Here is a 17,924-nt window from a genome sequence, read left to right as displayed (position 1 = left end):
GGCCGCCTTCAGGTGAGCGTTCGCATATAGCGGTAGAGATAGCCGGTGAAGATGAGGATGACGGCGAGCAGGATCGCGGACATCGCCGATGCTTCGCCGATGTTCAGGCTGACGAAGGCGGTGCGGTAGATCGCGTAGCTCACCAGATCCGTCGCGACGCCGGGGCCGCCGCGGGTCATGATGTAGATCAGGTCGTAGGTCTTTACCGCGAAGATCATCCGGATGAGCAGGGTGACGATGATCACCGGCATCATCAGCGGCAGGGTGATGAAGAAGAACGACTGGAAGACGCTTGCGCCATCGACGCGCGCCGCTTCGTAGGGCTCCTTGGGAAGCGACGACAGGCCGGCGAGCAGCAGGACGATCATGAACGAGACCTGGTGCCAGATATCGACCATGATGATCGTCCAGATCGCCATCTTGGTGCTGCCGAGCCAGTTGACCGGCTCGAACCCGGCGACGGTCAGCAGGTAGTTCACGATGCCGAGAGAAGGGTGCAGGAACATGCGCCAGATCAGCCCGACGATGACCGGATTCATCAGCAGCGGGCAGAGCAGAATTCCGTAGTAGATCGGCTTGAAACGCTCGACGCCGTTGAGCATCAGCGCGACGAGGAACCCGATCGCGAATTCGATCAGGACCACGGCGCCGACGAAGAACGCAGTCAGGCCGAGGCTGTGCCGGAAGGCCGGATCCCCGAGCGCGGCGGCATAATTCTCGATGCCGGTGAAGGTGTCGAAATTCGGTGCGATCAGCGTGAATTCGTGGACGCTGGTGAACAGCGCCCAGAATACGGGGAACAGGATGACCGCGAGCAGCAGCGCGAGGCCCGGCGCGGACATGAACCAGCCGAAACGGCGGTCGGCCGCTTCCATCGTCGAGGGTTGGCTCATGTCGCGCGTCCGGGTCCAGCCAGGCGGTCCTACTTCAGCTTGCCGTCTTTCTTGGCGAGCTCGTTCATCTCGGTCTCGACCGCCGCAAGCGCGTCGGCGGACGACGCCTCGCCGGCCACCGCGAGGCTCAGCTCGCGGCCGAGAACCTCGACCAGCTGCGGCGTGTAGGTGAAGACCGGGAAGTTGTGGCTGGTCAGGAGCATGTCCTTCATCGCGCCGGTATAGGGATACTTGGCATTGACGTCGGCATCGTCGAAGACGTCGAGCCTGGTCGGCGAGCCGCCCTGCAGGGCGCGCTTCTTCGCGATGTCATGCGACTCGACCCACTTGAGGAAGGTCCATGCCGCGTCGGGGTTGGGGCTCGACTTCGGAATCGCCCAGCCCCATGCGCCGTTGAGGCTGGCGCCGACACCGGGTTCCTGGCCCGGCACCGGCATGATCTCGACCTTGCCGGCGACCGTCGACTGCGACGGATCGTCGATGGCGGCGCGGAAGAAATTATAGGTGATGTAGCTGTAGGCGCCGCCCTGCGCCATCACGTTGAAGGCCTCGTCGAACGAGAAGCTCGCCGCGCCGAGCGGACCGTATTCCTCGACGTTGGCCTTGTACTGGTCGAGCGCCGCGACGCCGGCCGGGGTGTTCAGGGTCGAGTGCCAGTCGGCGTCATGATACTCGCCGCCATTGGCGAACAGGTAGTTCGACCATTCCATCGCGATCGGATCGGGACGCAGGCCCTGGTTGACCACGCCATGCATGTCGCCCTTGGTGAAGAACTTGACCTGCTGGAGATACTCGCCCCAGGTCTTCGGCGGGCCGAGTTCCTCGCCGGTCTCCTCGAGATAGGCGGCCTTGTTGGCCTCGTCCGCGAGCAGGTCGGTGCGGTAGAGCAGCCCCATCGCGTAGTTGTAGAAGGGCAGCATGTAGGTCACGCCATCGACCTGGCCGACGAGGTCCATCAGCTTGGGCACGTAGACCGAGGCATCGAAGCCGTCGGCCTTGATCCGGTCGTCGAGCGGCATCAGCCAGCCGGCCTTGGTGAATTCGCCGACCCAGTAGAAGTCGACGACGATCGCCGAGTAGCTACCCTTCGGAGCGACGAGCTGGGGCACCAGCTTGGTGTGCATCTCGGCGTAGTTGACGACCTCGAGATTGACCTCGATGCCGGTCTCCTTGGTGAATTCCGGCAGGAGCGTCTTGACGTATTCGGTGTCGGGAACGCCCTCCATCAGGATGTTCACCGACTCGGCATGGGCGACGGTGGAAAGAGCGGTCGCCAGCGCCAGACCCAACAATGACTGTTTCAGCATGTTAATCCCCTTGCTTCGCCTATCCCCGACTGACGGGATCATTTGAGGGCCCCGAGCGAGAGGCCCTGGATCAGGTGTTTGCGCAGGAAAGGCAGCAGCGCAAAGACCGGCAGGAGCGACACGACGGTCGCAGCGGCAAGCGGCGCGATTTCCACGCCGGCATGCGTTTCGAGGCTGGCAAGGCCAACCGGCAACGTCTGGGTATCGGGACCGGACAGCACAAGCACGAACAGGAATTCGTTCCAGCTCAGGATGAAGCCGAGCAACCCGGCGGCGAGAATGCCCGGCGCGGCGACCGGGACGGCCACGAAAAGGAAGGCCTGCCAGCGCGAGGCGCCGTCGACGCGCGCCGCTTCCTCGAGCCGCGCCATGTCGCCTTCGAAAAACGAAACCAGCATCCAGGAGAGGAACGGCAGCGCGATTGTCAGATGCGCGATGATCAGCGCCACCCGGCTCTGGGTGAGGCCGACCAGCAGGAAGACGCCGAAGAGCGGCAGCACCAGGATGATCGGCGGCAGCATCTGGCTCGCCAGGACACCGAGCCTGAGCAACGCGCCGCCGGTGTTGAGACGGGCGAAGCTGTAGGCCATGGCGGTTGCCAGCGGCAGGGCGACCAGCGTCGAGGCGGTGGCGACGATGAAGCTGTTGGCGAACCACGAAACGAACGGATAGCGCTGGAAGATATCGACGTAGTTCATCAGCCCGAGCGTGCCGATCTCGGGTGGAATCTTGTAGGCGGTGAGCTTGTCGGTGAGGCTGACCCGGACGATCCAGATCAGCGGCATCAGGATCACGAGCGAGAAGACCGTAAGGATCACATGGGGAACGATCTTCTTCGCGATCCGGTTCATGGCGCCGTCAGTCCATCCTCACGCCACCGGTGACGTTGATCGCTTCACCGGTGATAAATCCGGAGAGGTCGCTGGCGAGGAAAAGGACCGTCTTCGCGACATCCTCAGGTTCCTCGAGGCGGCCCATCGGGGTCTGGCCGACATAGTCGGCGATCACCTCCGCCTCGCTCATCCGGCGAAGATCGGCCTCCCATTTCACCTCGCGCTCCTGCATCGAGGTGCGGACGAAGCCGGGGCAGACGCAGTTGACGCGGATGCCGTCGCTCGCCACCTCGCGCGCCAGCGCCTGGGTGAAGCCGAGCACCGCGAACTTGCTCGCCGAATAATGCGCGAGCCACGGCGCCCCGACCTTGGCGGCGAGCGATGCCGTATTGACGATCACCCCCTTGTTGCCGGTCGCGAGGAAATGCCTGACCGCGCACTGGTTGGTCAGGAAGACGCCGCGGGCGTTGACGTCGAAGTTGAAGTCCCAGTCCTCGTCGGTCATGTCGACCACGAGCTGCATGCTGGAGACGCCGGCATTGGCGCAGAGGATGTCGTAGCCGCCGAAGGCTTCCTCGATCGCGGCGAAGCAGGATGAGACGCTGGCCCGGTCGCTGACGTCGATACCGAATCCCCGGGCGCCATTTCCGAGCTCGGCGGCGAGCTCTCCCGCGGCCGCCTCGTCCAGGTCCGCAACGGCCACCCGTACGCCCTCGGCGGCCAGGGCCCGGCAGATAGCCTGCCCGATCCCCCTTGCCGCTCCCGTCACCACCGCACGTTTTTCAGGTAGGCTGGCTAGCATGGCCCCAAACCGATAGTGATCATTATCGATCACTATGGAGGAGGAGACTGGTTCGATCAAGCTCTGATATGGTATGATTTTGTTGAAAAGCTTGAAAACTGTTATGAATGAAAACGATCATCATCGCCATGGCAGGTAGCCGAAGCAGAACGGCGTCTCGTCAGGCCGACCTCGTGGCCAGGCTCAACCAGGCCGGCTTCATGAGCGTTGGCGATCTTGCCGACACGGCCGGTGTTTCGGAGATCACGGTGCGCCGCGATCTCGCCGAGCTGGAACGGACGGGCGCCGTCCGCCGCACCCATGGCGGCGCGCTCGGGCTGCGGCGGGGCGACGCGAGCGCCTTCGACGCGGAGGAGCCAAGCTTCGAAGCGCGACGGCGCCGAAACGGCGCGGCCAAGACCCGCATCGCGCGGACCGCCGAGCGCCTCATCGAGCCGGGCATGTCGATCGCCATCGATACCGGAACGACGACGCTCGAACTTGCCCGGCTGGTCGCGCGCATCGCGGACCTGCAGGTCGTCAGCAACAGCACGCGCGTCGCCTCCGTCCTCGCCAACTCCGCAAATCCCGTCTACGTGGTTGCCGGACGGGTGCGTGATCGCGAGCTCTCGATCTACGGCCAGCGGGCCGTCGATTCCCTTCGCGACTACAGCTTCGATATCTTTTTTCTCGGCATTTCCGGGATCACCGCCGACGGCCTCTACGACTATTCGCCGGAAGACGCGGAGGTGAAGCGGGCCTTCATGGCCCGTGCGACCCGCGTCGTCGCGCTCTGCGATTCGGCCAAATTCAATCGCAAGGCCATGGTGCGGGTGGCGGAGCCGGCCGAGGTCCATGCTTTCGTCTGTGACGCCAAGCCCGACCAGGCGCTTGCCCGCGCCCTTGTCCGCAACGGGGTCGAGGTCATCGTCTCATAGAGGGTCCCGCGCCCGAGACGCGCACCTGGACCACCTGGCGACGACCAGTCCGGTCACCACGATCGTCAGCCCCATCTTAGACATCGAAAAATTCCAGATGAAAGTGGGTCGTATGCCCCACATGATCTGAAAATAGCTTGTATTCGCTATGGCCATGGTTGATCTGGTGCTCGATGAAATGCTTGACGGTTTTGCTATAGCTTATGTAAATCTTCTGTATCTCATCCTGATAGGGACTATTGTCTATTGCTTTGGCTATTTTCTTTACACCATTGATCGTTACCTCGATCTTTTTATGTCCATTTTTGTCCTTGACCTTGTGATTGTAGCCACGGACATACGTGTCCACTGAAAGGCCTTTCCTGTGCGACGCGTGGTCCGGCTTGAAACTCCCGCCGTTCATATTGCTGGCGTCACCGTATTCGAATTTGTTGTGGGACGAAAACCACTTTAGGGCCGGAATAATGTCAGGCTTGACCCAATCATCCCCACCGACCTTTCTATCGGCCCTGTCGTTTAGCTTCTGATAGCGAGGCAGGTGATACTGTGTGAGAATTTCAGCGGACCCGATATCCACCGAAAATTCTTCGTCGGAATAGCCTACCTTGGCGACGAGCGAGAAATCCACAACGCCATTCTTTGAAAAATCGATGCCCGAAGCCGCGATTTCGGCATTGGTGAACTTGAAATCGAAGCTATCGGCTTTCAGCTTTATCGTATGGTTCGCTCCGAATTTCAGTCCGACAACCTCCTCCGCCTGGGCCTTGTGGCTACCCTGCGTCATTTCCAGCGTTACGGTATCGATCAATTTGTCCGCCGGCCCGGTGATGACCACATCGGCCGCGACCTTGGTTTTGCCCCCGAAGTGCGTATTGTTTGAATCAATGCTTATATATTGGAGCGGATGCTTCTTGTCTTTTTTGTCTATATCCTTCAGATTCGCATCGATTGATATATAGTCATTATCGTATGCGACGACATTAAATTCCTTATCGTAATTATAAACACCCAGTACGGCGGTGTTGTCAGGCGTCTTGTGGGTTAAGGTCTGATGCTGGATGAATTGAAATTTTGTGATCCCTTCAATATCACCTGTATTAAGACCATCGTCTTTATATATTAGATAATTTGCTCCTCCTTCTTTTATGATGGAAAATGGCCCGGACGGCCAGTTGGATGAAGTATAGGATTGAGTATAATAATTATAATAGTAGTTCTCCAGGTGAAGACCTGAAAATCCCAAGAATATTTTTTCTCCTTCCTTCAGGGTATAAGGCAATTTTACCTCCCGGCGGCGTTACCGCTCGCCTGTTGCGGTCGGTACGTTCGTTCCAGCGATGGGAATGCGATCTATCTTGACGGGTGCAGACTGCATCACCGCCACCCTGGCGACAAGGCGGGGAAGGCTTCCCGCGTCTCAGCTCGAGAACGTCGCCGTCGAGCGGTTCGGGGCGACGGACCCGCCCGGCGCCCTTCTGCTCGCCGGCCGTTGCGCCCGGGACATGAACGGCCGGCAGGATCGCTATCGCCGTGACATCGCGCTCCACTCGGTGGTAGTTTGCGGAATTGATCGTAAAGGCAGCGACGGACCGGGCCGTTCGCCTTGTTGCGGCGTCATTTCGTTGTCGTCGGTTCTCCCGTATCGACGATGGCAGACGGAATCACTGGCTATCTGACATCCCGAAACCCACCAGAGGAAGGAATCCCATGCGAAGACTACTCATCGCCACGGCCGCCTTGGCCGCGCTGGGCGGCGCGGCATTGGCCCAGGACGGCGACAAGCCCAACATTCTGATCATCTGGGGCGACGATATCGGCCAGTTCAACACCAGCGCCTACAATCACGGCATGATGGGATACAAGACGCCCAATATTGATCGCGTCGCGAAAGAAGGCGCCCTGTTCACCGACTGGTACGGCCAGCAGAGCTGCACTGCGGGACGTGCCGCCTTCATCACCGGTCAGTCGCCGATCCGCACCGGCCTGACCAAGGTTGGCCTGCCCGGCGCCCCCGAGGGCATGATGGTCGAGGATCCCACCATCGCCGGCCTGCTCAAGCCGCTCGGCTACGCAACCGGACAGTTCGGCAAGAACCACCTCGGCGATCGCGACGAGATGCTGCCGACCAATCACGGCTTCGACGAATTCTTCGGCAACCTCTACCACCTCAATGCCGAGGAGGAGCCGGAGAATCCGGATTATCCGCAGAGCCCCGAATTCCGTGAGAAGTTCGGCCCGCGCGGCGTGATCCATTCGATGGCGGACGGCCAGATCGAGGATACCGGCCCGCTGACCCGCAAGCGCATGGAGACGGTCGACGAGGAAACCACCGCGGCGGCGCTCGACTTCATGCAGCGCGCGCATGACGAGGGCAAGCCGTTCTTCGTCTGGTGGAACTCCACCCGCATGCACATCTTCACCCACCTTTCTCCGGAATGGGAAGGCAAGACCGGCTACGGCATCTACGCCGACGGCATGGCCGAGCACGACCATGATGTCGGGCAGCTTCTCGACAAGCTCGACCAGCTCGGCATCGCCGACAACACCATCGTGATGTACTCCACCGACAACGGCGCGGAGACCTTCACCTGGCCGGATGGCGGGACCACGATGTTCCGCGGCGAGAAGAACACCCAGTGGGAGGGCGGCTACCGCGTGCCGACGCTGATCCGCTGGCCGGGCGTGCTGAAGCCGGGCACCGTGATCAACGACATCGGCGCCCACGAGGACATGCTGCCGACGCTGCTGGCGGCGGCCGGCGAGCCCGACATCAAGGAGCAGCTCCTCAAGGGCGGCGTCCAGGCGATCGGCCGCGAGTATCATGTCCATCTCGACGGCTACAACCTGCTGCCGGCCTTCAAGGGCGACGGTGAATGGCCGCGCAAGGAGTTCATCTACTGGACCGACGACGGTGAGCCGGCGGCCCTCCGCTACGATGACTGGAAGATCACCTTCCTCCAGCAGAATGCCGAGGGTCTCGACGTCTGGGCCAAGCCGTTCGAGGTTCTCCGGGCGCCCAACCTGACGAACCTGCGGATGGACCCGCTGGAGAGGGCCCGCCAGGAACACGCCATGGGCTTCCAGCGCTGGTATCTGGAGCGGATGTTCGCCATCGCCCCGGCCACCGCCTATGTCGGTGCCTGGCTGCAGAGCTTCGCGGAATTCCCGCCGCGCCAGAAGCCGGGCAGCTTCAACCTCAGCAACGTGATGGACGAGCTGACCTCGGGCACACCGGGTCGCAACTAGGCTGACCCCGCCGGACAAGGCTGGCCGCCGCGCTGGCGGCCAGCCGCACTTCCGTCAGGCTGGCGGAGACGCCGGGCGCGCCGCGATTTCCGGGCGCCTTCTCCTCCCACTCACCACCCGCAAAGTGTCGTGATGAAAGCCGAAGACCTCGCCGCCCGGTACAGGATCGACAAGGGCAAGGACTTTCGTCTGGACAAGGTCGACCCGTCGGATACGGCGGGCCTGGACATCGAGAAGGACGAGGCGAAGGAGCTCCTCGCCGAGAACCTCGACGACATGCGCAAGCAGCAGGAGCGCCTCTATGCCGAAGGCAAGTGGTCGATCCTGATCATACTCCAGGCGATGGATGCCGCCGGAAAGGACAGTGCGATCGAGCATGTCCTTTCAGGCATCAACCCCCAGGGTTGCGACGTTCATTCCTTCAAGGCGCCCGGTCCGGTCGAGCTGAACCACAATTTCCTCTGGCGCCACCAGCTCGTCGTCCCGCCGCGCGGCCGCATCGGCATCTTCAACCGCTCGCATTACGAAGAGGTCCTCGTCGTCCGCGTCCATCCGGAGCTGCTGGAGGCGCAGAGCCTCCCGGAAGAGCTGGCGGGCAAGGACATCTGGGAGACCCGGTTCGAGGACATCCGGAATTTCGAAAGCCAGCTGGCCAACAACGGCACGGTCGTCCTCAAGTTCTTTCTCCACACCTCGAAGGACGAGCAGGCGAGACGGTTCATCGACCGGATCGACGAGGAGGACAAGAACTGGAAGTTCTCCCCGTCCGACATGGCCGAGCGGGCGTTCTGGGACGACTACATGCACGCCTATGAGGACATGATCGGCAACACCGCCCGGCCTCATGCGCCATGGTTCGTGGTTCCGTCCAACAACAAGTGGTTTTCGCGGCTGGTCATCGCCGCGGCGCTGGTCTCCGCGTTCAAGGAGATCGATCCAAAATTCCCGGACGTGAGCGATGACGAGAAGCGCCGCATGAAGGAGGCGCGCGAAATCCTCGCCGCGGAGATTGAGGGAGGACGGAAATGAACGACGCGGCGACAGGCGGCAGCCTCGAACAGATCAATGCGTTGCGCGACCGGATGGGCGAAACGATCGTCGGCCAGCGCGAGGTGATCGAACGGCTGGTGATCGGGCTGCTGGCCAACGGCAACCTGCTGATCGAGGGGCTTCCGGGGCTGGCCAAGACCCGCGCCGTCAAGGCGCTGGCAAGGAATCTCGAAAGCGACTTCAGCCGAATCCAGTTCACGCCCGACCTGCTGCCCTCGGACGTCACGGGAACCGAGGTCTATTACCAGGCCGACACGGGCAGCGAATTCCGCTTCGAGCCGGGACCGATCTTCGCCAATATCGTGCTGGCCGACGAGATCAACCGCGCCCCCGCCAAGGTCCAGGCCGCGCTCCTCGAAGCCATGGAGGAACGGCAGGTCACCGTCGCCGGCAAGACCCACCGGATGCCGCCGCTCTTCATGGTGATGGCGACGCAGAATCCGATCGAGCAGGAAGGCACCTATCCCCTGCCGGAAGCACAGCTCGACCGGTTTCTGATGCATGTGAACATCACCTACCCGCCGGTCGAGGACGAGGTCGATGTCATCCGCCTCGTCCGTGGCGAGGAGATCGAGGCCAACGCCGCGCCCGCCGACAAGCCCGTCCGCGAGACGGCCGCCCCGATCCCCCAGGAAGCGGTATTTGCCGCGCGGCGGGAGATCGGTGTCATCCACGTCTCGGAGGCCATGGAGCGCTACATGGCCGACCTGGTCAACGCGACCCGCATTCCCGCCGAGTTCGGCCCCGACCTCAAGCGCTGGATCGAGGTCGGCGCCAGCCCGCGCGCGAGCCTCGCCCTCGACAAATGCGGCAGGACCCATGCCTGGCTGTCCGGCCGCGACTATGTCGACCCCGAGGATGTACGGCACATCGCCCCGGACGTGATGAGGCACCGCCTCGGCCTGAGCTACGAAGCCCAGGGCGAAGGCGTGACCCCGGATCAGGTCGTGTCGGAAATCATCCGTCAGGTGGCCTTGCCCTGAAGGAGGCGCAGGTGCGCGATCGCGCTGCACGGATCAGGACGGGCACGCTCCCTCGGGCCGGGCTGGAGGAGGGGGATGACCCGCGGGTCCGCGTTACCCTCGACCACCTGCGCGGCCTCGAAGGCCGGGCGCGCGGCCTGACCTTCCTGCCACGCCAGCCGGCGCGGTCGGTGCTCAACGGACGCCATGCCTCGCGCTTGCGCGGACGCGGGCTCAATTTCGAGGAGCTGCGCGACTACCTGCCGGGCGACGACGTCCGCACCATCGACTGGAAGGTGACCGCCCGCACCGGAACGCCGCACGTCCGCGTGATGACCGAGGAGCGCGACCGCCCGGCCCTCATCGTCGTCGATCAGCGCATGTCCATGTTCTTCGGCTCGGTGCTCAACATGAAGAGCGTGACCGCCGCCGAGGCCGCGGCGCTGGCGGCGTTCCGGATTCTCGACCAGGGCGACCGGGTCGGCGGCATCGTCTTTGGCGACGAGCAGATCGCCGAGATACGGCCCGAACGAAGCCGGGCGACATTGAACCGGTTCCTGACCGCTCTGGCCGACGCGAATGGAACCCTGCGCGCCGACGCGCCGAATGTTCCGCCGATTTCGCTGACCCGGGTATTGCGCGCCGTCGCCCGCATCGCGCCGCGCAACCACCTGATCATCGTCCTCAGCGATTTCGACCAGGTGGACGACGAGACCCATCGCCTGGTCTCGGGGCTCTCCCGGCACAATGATCTCGTCCTCGTCCTCGTTTCCGACCCATTTGCGGAAGACTTTCCCGAGGGGCTGCGGCTGATCGTGTCCGACGGCGAGCTTCAGGCGGAAGTCGACACGGGGGACACGACGCAACACAGGAACTTGCGCGACATGGCGCGTGGCCGCCTCGCCGAGATACTGGACTGGCAGCGCACCCTCGGCGTACCGGTCCTGCCCCTGTCCTCCGCCGAGGAAACGCTGCCGCAGCTTCGGCGCCTCATGGGGCTCGGTCCGGGATGAACGGAGAAGACGCCGCGCCCGTCACGCTCGTCGACCTGATCGACAAGCTCGCCGAACCCGACGCACCGGCGTCCGTGCCGATGACACCCGAAACGGCGGGATGGGTCGTCCTCGCGGCTGCCCTGGTGCTCGCCCTGGTCTGGCTGGCATGGCGCGGCATTCGCCGCTGGCGCGCCAATGCCTATCGCCGGGCGGCGCTGGCGGAGCTTGCCGGGGCCGGCGACGATCCGGCTGCGATCGCCCCGATACTGCGACGCACCGCGCTGGCCGCCTGGCCGCGCGACGAGGTTGCCGACCTGGCCGGCGGGGACTGGCTGGCATTCCTCGACAGGACCGGCGGGAGATCAGGGTTCACGGATGGACCCGGCGCGGCCCTGGCGACCGCGCCCTTCCGGCCCGAGGCAACGCCTTCCGCGCCGGGCCTCGGCGACCTCGCCGCCCGCTGGGTCCGCGATCATCGCGTCACGGCGACCGGGGCGCGCCCGTGATCTCGCTCGGTTTCCCATGGGCGCTCCTGCTCCTGCCGCTGCCGCTGCTCGTCTGGCGCTTCGCGCCACCGCATCGCGAGCAGGTTCCGGCGCTGCGCTTCCCGTTCTTCCGGCATATCGTGACGGCCGCCGGAACCGAGGCACGCGCCGGCGCGGTGGTCCTGTCGCGGACACGCCTCCAGATGATCGCGGCGATCGCGTGCTGGTGCCTCGCCGTGCTGGCGCTGGCGCAGCCCGAGCGTGTCGGCGAGCCGGTGGAAATCACCAGGGCCGCCCGCGACATCGTGCTCGCCATCGACATTTCCGGCTCGATGGACAAGCGCGATTTCGAAACGCCGGACGGCGAAAGGAAGCAGCGCCTGGCGGTGGTCCGGGATGTGGTCCGGACCTTCATCGAGGGCCGCCAGGGCGAGCGCATGGCGCTGATCGTCTTCGGATCGAAAGCCTATGTCCAGGCGCCGCTGACCGAAGACCTCGATACGATCCTCGAACTGCTCGACCGGACCGAAGTCGGCATGGCCGGCCCGCATACCGCGCTCGGCGACGCGATCGGCCTCTCCATCCGCACCTTCGAGGCGAGCGACGTCGAGCAGCGCCTGCTCATCCTGCTCTCCGACGGCGGCGATACCGCGAGCCGGATGAGCCCGGTCAACGCGGCCGAGATCGCGGCCGGCGAGGACGTGGAGATCTACACGATCGGCGTCGGCGACCCCGACGCGACCGGCGAAGACCGGGTCGATGTCGCGACCTTGCGGGACATCGCCGCAAGAACCGGCGGTGAATACTTCTTCGCCGACGACGAGGCGGGTCTCAACACCGTCTATGAACGGATCGACGAGCTTGCGCCGCGGGAGGTGGAGACCTTGTCCTTCCGACCGCGGCAATCGCTCGCATATATCCCGCTGGCCGTCGCATTGCTGATCGGCCTGGGCGTCGTGGTTATCCTCTATGGCGGCGCGCGCCCGAGGGCCGTGGCATGAGCGGGCTGACCGTCTTCGTCGATGCCTTTCACTTCATCCGGCCGCTCTGGCTGCTGTTGTTGCCGGTCATCGCGATGCTCTGGTGGGTCGTCCGACGCGCCCGGACGCGGCGAGACGTGCCGACCGATGGCCTGGCACCGCATCTTCGCGCCGCGCTCGTCGTCGGGCGGCAGGGCGGCCGCCGGCTCCAGCCGATCGACGGCGTCATGATCGCGCTGTCGCTGCTGGCGATCGGCGTGGCCGGGCCGACCTGGTCGCGCATGCCTGATCCGTTTGTGGCGCAGTCGGCGCCCGTGGTCGTCGCCCTCAAGGTGACGCCGTCGATGGAAGCAACCGACGTCGCGCCATCGCGCCTTGAACGCGGCAAGCAGAAGATCCGCGACTTCCTCAAGCTGCGGGCCGGCGCCAGGACGGCGCTCGTCGCCTATGCCGGCAGCGCCCATGTCGTCGTGCCGATGACCGAAGACCCGTCCGTCATGACGCCTTATCTCGAAGGCCTCACTCCCGAGATCATGCCGATCGAGGGCGAGCAGGCGAGCGACGCCCTGCGGCTCTCCACCGGCCTGCTTGCGCAGGAAGATGCACCGGGCGGCGTTCTGTTCGTCGCCGACTCCCTCGATCCGGCCGACGTCGGCGCGCTCGACGATGCGCCGGTGCCGCTCGCCGTCCTGTCGATGCTGCCCGAGGGAAAGCGCGACCGCGGGCTCGATCAGCTATCCGCGCCCGTCGTTCCGGTCACGCCCGACGATGCCGATATGCGTCAGCTTGATCGCCAGCTCAACGCGGCCTACCGCCAGGCGATGCTGGAGAATTCCGACCAGCCCTGGCAGGATCGCGGCTACTGGCTCGCCTGGCCGGCGGCCCTGTTGCTCCTTCTCTGGTTCCGGCGCGGCTGGACGATGCGCTGGGCGGTCCTCGTCGCTGTTGTCGTCGGCTCACAGGCTCCGGACGCCGCCCGTGCCGATGGAATTGCCGACTGGTTCTTCACCCCGGACCAGCAGGGCCAGCGCGCGTATGATCGAAGGGACTTCGGCCGGGCCGCCGAGCTTTTCGTCGATCCCATGTGGCGCGGCTACGCGCTCTATCGCGACGGGCAGTACGAAAAGGCCACGGAGGTCCTGGAACGCGTGGAGACCGCCGAAGCAGCCTTCGTCCAGGGCATGGCCTACATCAAGTCGCGCCGCTATCGCGATGGCGTCCGCGCTTTCGAGACCGCGCTCGCACGCGATCCGGATTATCCGGGTGCCGCCGCCAATCTCGAGGTTGCACGCGAAATCGTCGAGCACGTCGAACGGGTCCGGGAACAGGAGGATACCGGCGAGGCGGCCGGCATTGGCGCCGACGAGATCGTCTTCGACAACGAGGCGAATCGCGGTGCCGAGACCCGGATCGAAGCGCCGAAGGAAGAGAGCCTCGGACTGATGACCGCCGAGCAGTGGATGAATACCGTCGATACCCGGACCGGCGACTTCCTGCGCTACCGCTTCGCGATCGAAGCTGCCCGACGGGGCACGCCGGAGTCGCCGCAATGAGACCGGTCGTCCTCTTCCTGCTCGTGCTGCTGTTCGCGTCCCCCGCGGCGGCGCAACAGGCCAACGCTCCGATCCTCGAGGTGACCTTCGAGCAGACCGAGGCGATCCCCGGCGAGATGCTCAGCCTTCGCCTCACGGTCCTGGTGCCGACCTTCATGCCGAAGCCGCCGGTCTGGCCGAGTTTCGAGACGCCGAATCTCCTCATCCGCCTGCCGGAAGGGTCGACCGGCCCGACAAGCAAGCGCATCGACGGCGAGACATGGTCTGGCGTGACGAGACGCTACCGGATCTCGCCCATGATCCCCGGCGATTTCGTCCTCCCGGCGCAGGACGTCATCGTCACCTATGCCGATCCGGAAACGAGCAAGCCTGTGCAGGCCACCCTTCGGACGGAGCCGATCAGGTTCGCCGGCGTGATCCCGGAAGGCGCCGAGACCCTCGATCCGTTCATCGCCGCGGACCACCTCGAGCTGACTCAGGAAATCGAGGGAATGCCCGAGGGCATGAAGCCGGGCGACAGCGTGATTCGCACCGTCACCGCGAAGGTCCAGGGCGTTTCGCCGATGTTCCTGCCGAAGCTGCTGCCGGGCATCGCCATCGACGGCATCGCCGCCTATCCGGCGGAACCGGCAATGGTGGAATCGGACAATCGCGGGGTGGTCAGCGGCAGCCGGACCGAGCGGGTCACGTTGGTCGCGGAGGGTGGCGGACTTGGCGAAGCGCCGCCGGTGTCGCTTGCCTGGTACAATCTGAGATCCGGCGCCGTGGAAACGGCGTCGGTCGAGGGATTCCCGGTAACCGTCGACGGACCGCCCGCGCGAAGCACGCAACCGCGCGACTGGCGCGCGCTGTTGACGGTCGGCTTCGCGGCCGCGGTCGCGCTGGCGATCGTCGTGTGGCTGGCCCGCCGCCTGATGCCACCTCTTGCGCATTTCGTGCGGCAGCGCCGCGAGGCCTGGCTGGCATCCGAAAGGCGGGCCTATGCCGTCCTGCGTCAGGTGATCGCCCGTCGCGATTATGGCGCCCTCTATCCGGCACTCGATGGATGGGCGCGAAAAGTCGCTGGTTCCGATCCTCGCCGGCATCCGGCTCTGGTGAAGGCGCTCACCGGTCTCGGCGCCGCCCGATACGGGACGGACCGGACCGCAGACCCGGCGTCCGCCTGGAAGGCCCTGGCCGAGGCGCTTCCCCAGGCGCGGAGCGCAAGCCGCGAAGAGGCGGCCGAAGCGACGGCACTGCCGCCGCTCAATCCGGCTTCACCGGGATCGTGATCGCGGCATAAAGCCCCCCAGCGCTGCCGCTACGGCCTCCTCGTGACGCGATGAGCCAGGTCGCGCGGCTTAGAACTGCTCCGCCCAGCCGGTGGTGTATTTCTCTTCGAGCTTGAGCGCGCGCGTCCGCCACGGCCGCGATGCCGGATCGATCTCCTTGACGCGCGGATCGAAGGCCGCGTCGAGCGCGGCGCGTTTCCCCATGTCGTTGAAGAAGATCGCGAAGGCCAGCCTGTTCCCCGCCGCCGTGTCGATATAGCCGGCGAGCCCGCGCGCATAGGACATCGTGCCGGTCTTGACGCGGGCCGACCCCTTCACCCCTTTCCAGCCGATATGCTTCAGCAATTCGTGAAAATCGGCGCCGCCGGCCGAGGTCGCAGCCTCCTCGAGCATCGTCACGATCTGGCGCGGCGTCGTTCGCGAATCCGAGGAAAGGCCGGAATGGTTCGCCAGCACCATCCCGCTCCAGTCGGCATCGGCCAGGCGCAGCTTCCACCACGCCGCCAGCGCAGAGGCCGAATCGGCAAGCGACAGGCTGCGGCCGGTCAGCGCACGGCTCGCGGCGAGGCCGATCAGTTCCGCCGACAGGTTGTTCGAATAGCGCAGCACCGCGCGAGCGATGTTGGTGAGCGGAATGCTGTCATGCTGCGTCACCTGACGGGCACCCTCCGGCGCTGGTCCCGGAGTCGGAGCGGGCAGATCGACCCCCTGCGCCGCCGCCAGGGCCCGGAACACCTCCGCCGTGACCAGCGACGGGTTGCCCACCGGCAGCCAGTCCTGGCCCTTGGCGGCGAGGTCGGGCGACAGGAGCCAGCGGTCCTCGGACGCGATTCCGGCGCGGACATAGGGTCCGGCCGCATCCTCTTCGGCGAAGGCCAGGCCGATCGCGTCGACCGGCTGCGTCACGTGTTCACTGACGGCCGCGGCGATGGCCGAGGCGGCTTTCGCGCTCCTCTGCCAGTTGACCCGCACCCGGTTGAAGTTGACGGAAAGTGCACTGACGCCGGTGTTGTAGCCCGCCGCCTCCGGCTGCATGGCGTTGATCTGCGGAACCTCGATCGCGCTGGTCGCGTCGTAGAGGAAGGTCCCGTCGACCCGCTTGATACCGGCCGCGGCCAGGTCCTTCGCCATCGCCTGGAGGTCGTCGCCGGTGAGGAAGGGGTCGCCGCCGCCCTTGAGGATCAGCGATCCGGAAAGCACCCCGTCCTTGACCGCGCCGTCGGCGAGCAGGGTGGTGGTGAAGGTGTGATCTCCGCCGAGGATGGTCAGGGCGGCCGCGATCGTGGCGATCTTCGCCACCGAAGCCGGTATGAACGGCCGGTCGGCATTATGCTCCGCAACGACGCGGCCATCCTTGAGGTCGACGACGAAAAAGCCGACATCGTCGAGGGCGAAGCCGGCGGCCGTGATCGGCGCGGTATCGGTCTTTGGCGCGACAGGCGTCGACTGCGCGGCCGGCTGGTCCTCGGCGATCGCCGCGCCGGCAAGCAGCAGGAAGCCTGTGAAGAACGTCGCGACTGGCACTTTCATCGAGCTGTCTCCGGCGAATCCGCCATGGAAAGACCGCCCCCCGCGCCAAGCCCTAGCACCTCATCGAAATCGCTTCCACAGGGAGCTTGAGGCGACCGCCGCGATAATGATCACCCCGACGAGGATGTCGCGGACGTAGCTGTCGACGCTCATCTGGGTCAGGCCGTTGTCGAGGACCCCGAGGATCAGCACCCCGATCAGCGTCGCATGGACGCGCGGCTCGCCCTCTTCGCTCATCGTCATCCCGAGGAAGACGGCGGCGATGGCGTTCAGCATCAGCCCGGATCCTTGCGTCGGGTTGGCCGAGGCGACCCGGCTCGCATACATCAGCCCGGCCGCCGCCGCGCCGAAGCCGGTCAGCGCGAAGGCGATCAGGCGGAGCCGCCTGACCCGCACCCCGGCAAGCCGCGCCGCTTCCCGGTTTCCGCCGATGGCATAGAGCCTGCGCCCGAACGTCGTCTGCTCGAGCAGCACCCAGACCAGCACCACGACGACGATCGCGACAATGGTCAGGTAGGGAAGGCTGAGCGTCTGGTCGCCGATCGTGCCGAGCGGCAGGCCCTCGCGGGCGAATCCGGAAAAGGCCTGCGGGATGTCCCGCCCGAAGATCGTCTTGCCGCCTGAGACCAGGAAGGCGGCGCCGGAGAAGACGGTCAGCGTCGCCAGCGTCGCGATGAATGGCAGGATGCCGAACAGGCTGACCAGGACGCCGTTGATCGCCCCGCCGGCAAGCCCGACCAGCAGCGCCAGGGCGACCGCCGACGGGACCGAATAGCCGAAGGTGAAGAGCACGGCGGCGACCACCCCGGCGAGGCTTGCCATCGACCCGACGCTGAGGTCGAAATCGCCCATCACCATGACGATGGTCATCGCGGCGGCGACCACCGTCAGCATGCTCACCTGCTGGCTGATATTCAGCCAGTTGCGGCCCGTCAGGAATGTGTCCGGCAGGCTGATCGAGAAGAAGACGATAATCGCCGCGAAGCCGATCAGCGTCCCGTAGCGGCGCAGCAATCCGGTCACTGTCTCGCCTCCCGCCCGGAGGTGCCGGGAGCATCGCGCGGCGCGCCCGCGCCGTAGCAATGGCCGAGCAGCTCCTC

16 protein-coding genes are annotated in these 17,924 nt (G+C 65.1%); 9 read left to right on the top strand and 7 right to left on the bottom strand.

Annotated elements, in window-relative coordinates; translation table 11 throughout:
* Nucleotides 1-8: 8 nt before the first annotated feature.
* Genes KDJ86_RS02620 through KDJ86_RS02605 form a run of 4 tightly spaced genes read right to left on the bottom strand, consistent with a single transcriptional unit; the run spans nucleotide 9 to nucleotide 3,835 of the window.
* Nucleotides 9-893: a carbohydrate ABC transporter permease gene (locus KDJ86_RS02620; RefSeq protein WP_291742509.1), complete on the bottom strand. Its 885-nt coding sequence runs from the start codon at nucleotides 891-893 to the stop codon at nucleotides 9-11.
* A 29-nt stretch (nucleotides 894-922) separates the two neighbouring features.
* Entirely contained in the window at nucleotides 923-2,200 is a 1,278-nt protein-coding gene (locus KDJ86_RS02615) for an ABC transporter substrate-binding protein (protein ID WP_291742506.1), read from the bottom strand.
* A gap of 38 nt (nucleotides 2,201-2,238) precedes the next feature.
* Complete coding sequence (locus KDJ86_RS02610) at nucleotides 2,239-3,051, bottom strand: carbohydrate ABC transporter permease (RefSeq protein ID WP_291742505.1); 813 nt, start codon at nucleotides 3,049-3,051, stop codon at nucleotides 2,239-2,241.
* Between the two features lie 7 nt (nucleotides 3,052-3,058).
* Complete coding sequence (locus KDJ86_RS02605) at nucleotides 3,059-3,835, bottom strand: SDR family NAD(P)-dependent oxidoreductase (protein ID WP_291742503.1); 777 nt, start codon at nucleotides 3,833-3,835, stop codon at nucleotides 3,059-3,061.
* A gap of 107 nt (nucleotides 3,836-3,942) precedes the next feature.
* Between KDJ86_RS02605 and KDJ86_RS02600 the strand changes: the two genes are divergently transcribed.
* The gene (locus KDJ86_RS02600; protein ID WP_291742502.1) at nucleotides 3,943-4,752 is read left to right on the top strand and encodes a DeoR/GlpR family DNA-binding transcription regulator; all 810 of its coding nucleotides are present in this window, start codon (nucleotides 3,943-3,945) and stop codon (nucleotides 4,750-4,752) included.
* Nucleotides 4,753-4,828: 76 nt separating this feature from the next.
* Here the strand turns inward: KDJ86_RS02600 and KDJ86_RS02595 are convergent, their stop codons facing one another.
* Nucleotides 4,829-6,031 (bottom strand): penicillin-insensitive murein endopeptidase, encoded by a 1,203-nt coding sequence (locus tag KDJ86_RS02595; RefSeq protein WP_291742499.1) that lies wholly within the window; start codon nucleotides 6,029-6,031, stop codon nucleotides 4,829-4,831.
* Nucleotides 6,032-6,459: 428 nt separating this feature from the next.
* Between KDJ86_RS02595 and KDJ86_RS02590 the strand changes: the two genes are divergently transcribed.
* The 8 genes from KDJ86_RS02590 (at nucleotide 6,460) to KDJ86_RS02555 (ending at nucleotide 15,294) form a co-directional block, all read left to right on the top strand.
* A complete protein-coding gene (locus KDJ86_RS02590; RefSeq protein ID WP_291742497.1) occupies nucleotides 6,460-7,998 on the top strand; it encodes an arylsulfatase in 1,539 nt (512 codons plus the stop codon).
* 132 nt (nucleotides 7,999-8,130) lie between these two features.
* Nucleotides 8,131-9,027 (top strand): polyphosphate kinase 2 family protein, encoded by an 897-nt coding sequence (locus tag KDJ86_RS02585; RefSeq protein ID WP_291742495.1) that lies wholly within the window; start codon nucleotides 8,131-8,133, stop codon nucleotides 9,025-9,027.
* Nucleotides 9,024-10,031, top strand: coding sequence for an AAA family ATPase (locus KDJ86_RS02580; RefSeq protein ID WP_291742493.1), 1,008 nt, complete (start codon nucleotides 9,024-9,026; stop codon nucleotides 10,029-10,031). Before KDJ86_RS02585 ends, KDJ86_RS02580 begins: the two co-directional genes overlap by 4 nt.
* A gap of 11 nt (nucleotides 10,032-10,042) precedes the next feature.
* A complete protein-coding gene (locus tag KDJ86_RS02575) occupies nucleotides 10,043-11,023 on the top strand; it encodes a DUF58 domain-containing protein (protein WP_291742491.1) in 981 nt (326 codons plus the stop codon).
* Complete coding sequence (locus KDJ86_RS02570; RefSeq protein WP_291742488.1) at nucleotides 11,020-11,511, top strand: DUF4381 domain-containing protein; 492 nt, start codon at nucleotides 11,020-11,022, stop codon at nucleotides 11,509-11,511. The genes KDJ86_RS02575 and KDJ86_RS02570 overlap by 4 nt, the downstream gene beginning before the upstream one ends.
* Entirely contained in the window at nucleotides 11,508-12,491 is a 984-nt protein-coding gene (locus tag KDJ86_RS02565; RefSeq protein WP_291742486.1) for a VWA domain-containing protein, read from the top strand. The genes KDJ86_RS02570 and KDJ86_RS02565 overlap by 4 nt, the downstream gene beginning before the upstream one ends.
* Nucleotides 12,488-14,023, top strand: a complete 1,536-nt coding sequence (locus KDJ86_RS02560) for a VWA domain-containing protein (RefSeq protein ID WP_291742483.1) — start codon at nucleotides 12,488-12,490, stop codon at nucleotides 14,021-14,023. The genes KDJ86_RS02565 and KDJ86_RS02560 overlap by 4 nt, the downstream gene beginning before the upstream one ends.
* The gene (locus tag KDJ86_RS02555) at nucleotides 14,020-15,294 is read left to right on the top strand and encodes a hypothetical protein (protein ID WP_291742482.1); all 1,275 of its coding nucleotides are present in this window, start codon (nucleotides 14,020-14,022) and stop codon (nucleotides 15,292-15,294) included. Before KDJ86_RS02560 ends, KDJ86_RS02555 begins: the two co-directional genes overlap by 4 nt.
* A gap of 69 nt (nucleotides 15,295-15,363) precedes the next feature.
* Here the strand turns inward: KDJ86_RS02555 and dacB are convergent, their stop codons facing one another.
* Nucleotides 15,364-16,824 carry a D-alanyl-D-alanine carboxypeptidase/D-alanyl-D-alanine endopeptidase gene (dacB, locus tag KDJ86_RS02550; protein ID WP_291742479.1) on the bottom strand — a complete coding sequence of 487 codons (1,461 nt, stop codon included), beginning with the start codon at nucleotides 16,822-16,824 and terminating at the stop codon, nucleotides 15,364-15,366.
* 60 nt (nucleotides 16,825-16,884) lie between these two features.
* Nucleotides 16,885-17,847, bottom strand: coding sequence for an ABC transporter permease (locus KDJ86_RS02545; protein WP_291742477.1), 963 nt, complete (start codon nucleotides 17,845-17,847; stop codon nucleotides 16,885-16,887).
* Between the last annotated feature and the right edge of the window lie 77 nt (nucleotides 17,848-17,924).

The sequence above is a fragment of the Bauldia sp. genome, from assembly GCF_020442045.1.
GTDB lineage: Bacteria > Pseudomonadota > Alphaproteobacteria > Rhizobiales > Kaistiaceae > Bauldia.
Note: the sequence above shows the minus strand (reverse complement) of the source record. Positions and strands in the feature narration are given on the sequence as shown.

Coding starts and splice junctions, on each gene's coding strand:
- KDJ86_RS02620 (WP_291742509.1), bottom strand. CDS start 893: ATGAGCCAACCCTCGACGATGGAAGCGGCCGACCGCCGTTTCGGCTGG.
- KDJ86_RS02615 (WP_291742506.1), bottom strand. CDS start 2,200: ATGCTGAAACAGTCATTGTTGGGTCTGGCGCTGGCGACCGCTCTTTCC.
- KDJ86_RS02610 (WP_291742505.1), bottom strand. CDS start 3,051: ATGAACCGGATCGCGAAGAAGATCGTTCCCCATGTGATCCTTACGGTC.
- KDJ86_RS02605 (WP_291742503.1), bottom strand. CDS start 3,835: ATGCTAGCCAGCCTACCTGAAAAACGTGCGGTGGTGACGGGAGCGGCA.
- KDJ86_RS02600 (WP_291742502.1), top strand. CDS start 3,943: ATGAAAACGATCATCATCGCCATGGCAGGTAGCCGAAGCAGAACGGCG.
- KDJ86_RS02590 (WP_291742497.1), top strand. CDS start 6,460: ATGCGAAGACTACTCATCGCCACGGCCGCCTTGGCCGCGCTGGGCGGC.
- KDJ86_RS02585 (WP_291742495.1), top strand. CDS start 8,131: ATGAAAGCCGAAGACCTCGCCGCCCGGTACAGGATCGACAAGGGCAAG.
- KDJ86_RS02580 (WP_291742493.1), top strand. CDS start 9,024: ATGAACGACGCGGCGACAGGCGGCAGCCTCGAACAGATCAATGCGTTG.
- KDJ86_RS02570 (WP_291742488.1), top strand. CDS start 11,020: ATGAACGGAGAAGACGCCGCGCCCGTCACGCTCGTCGACCTGATCGAC.
- KDJ86_RS02560 (WP_291742483.1), top strand. CDS start 12,488: ATGAGCGGGCTGACCGTCTTCGTCGATGCCTTTCACTTCATCCGGCCG.
- KDJ86_RS02555 (WP_291742482.1), top strand. CDS start 14,020: ATGAGACCGGTCGTCCTCTTCCTGCTCGTGCTGCTGTTCGCGTCCCCC.
- dacB (WP_291742479.1), bottom strand. CDS start 16,824: ATGAAAGTGCCAGTCGCGACGTTCTTCACAGGCTTCCTGCTGCTTGCC.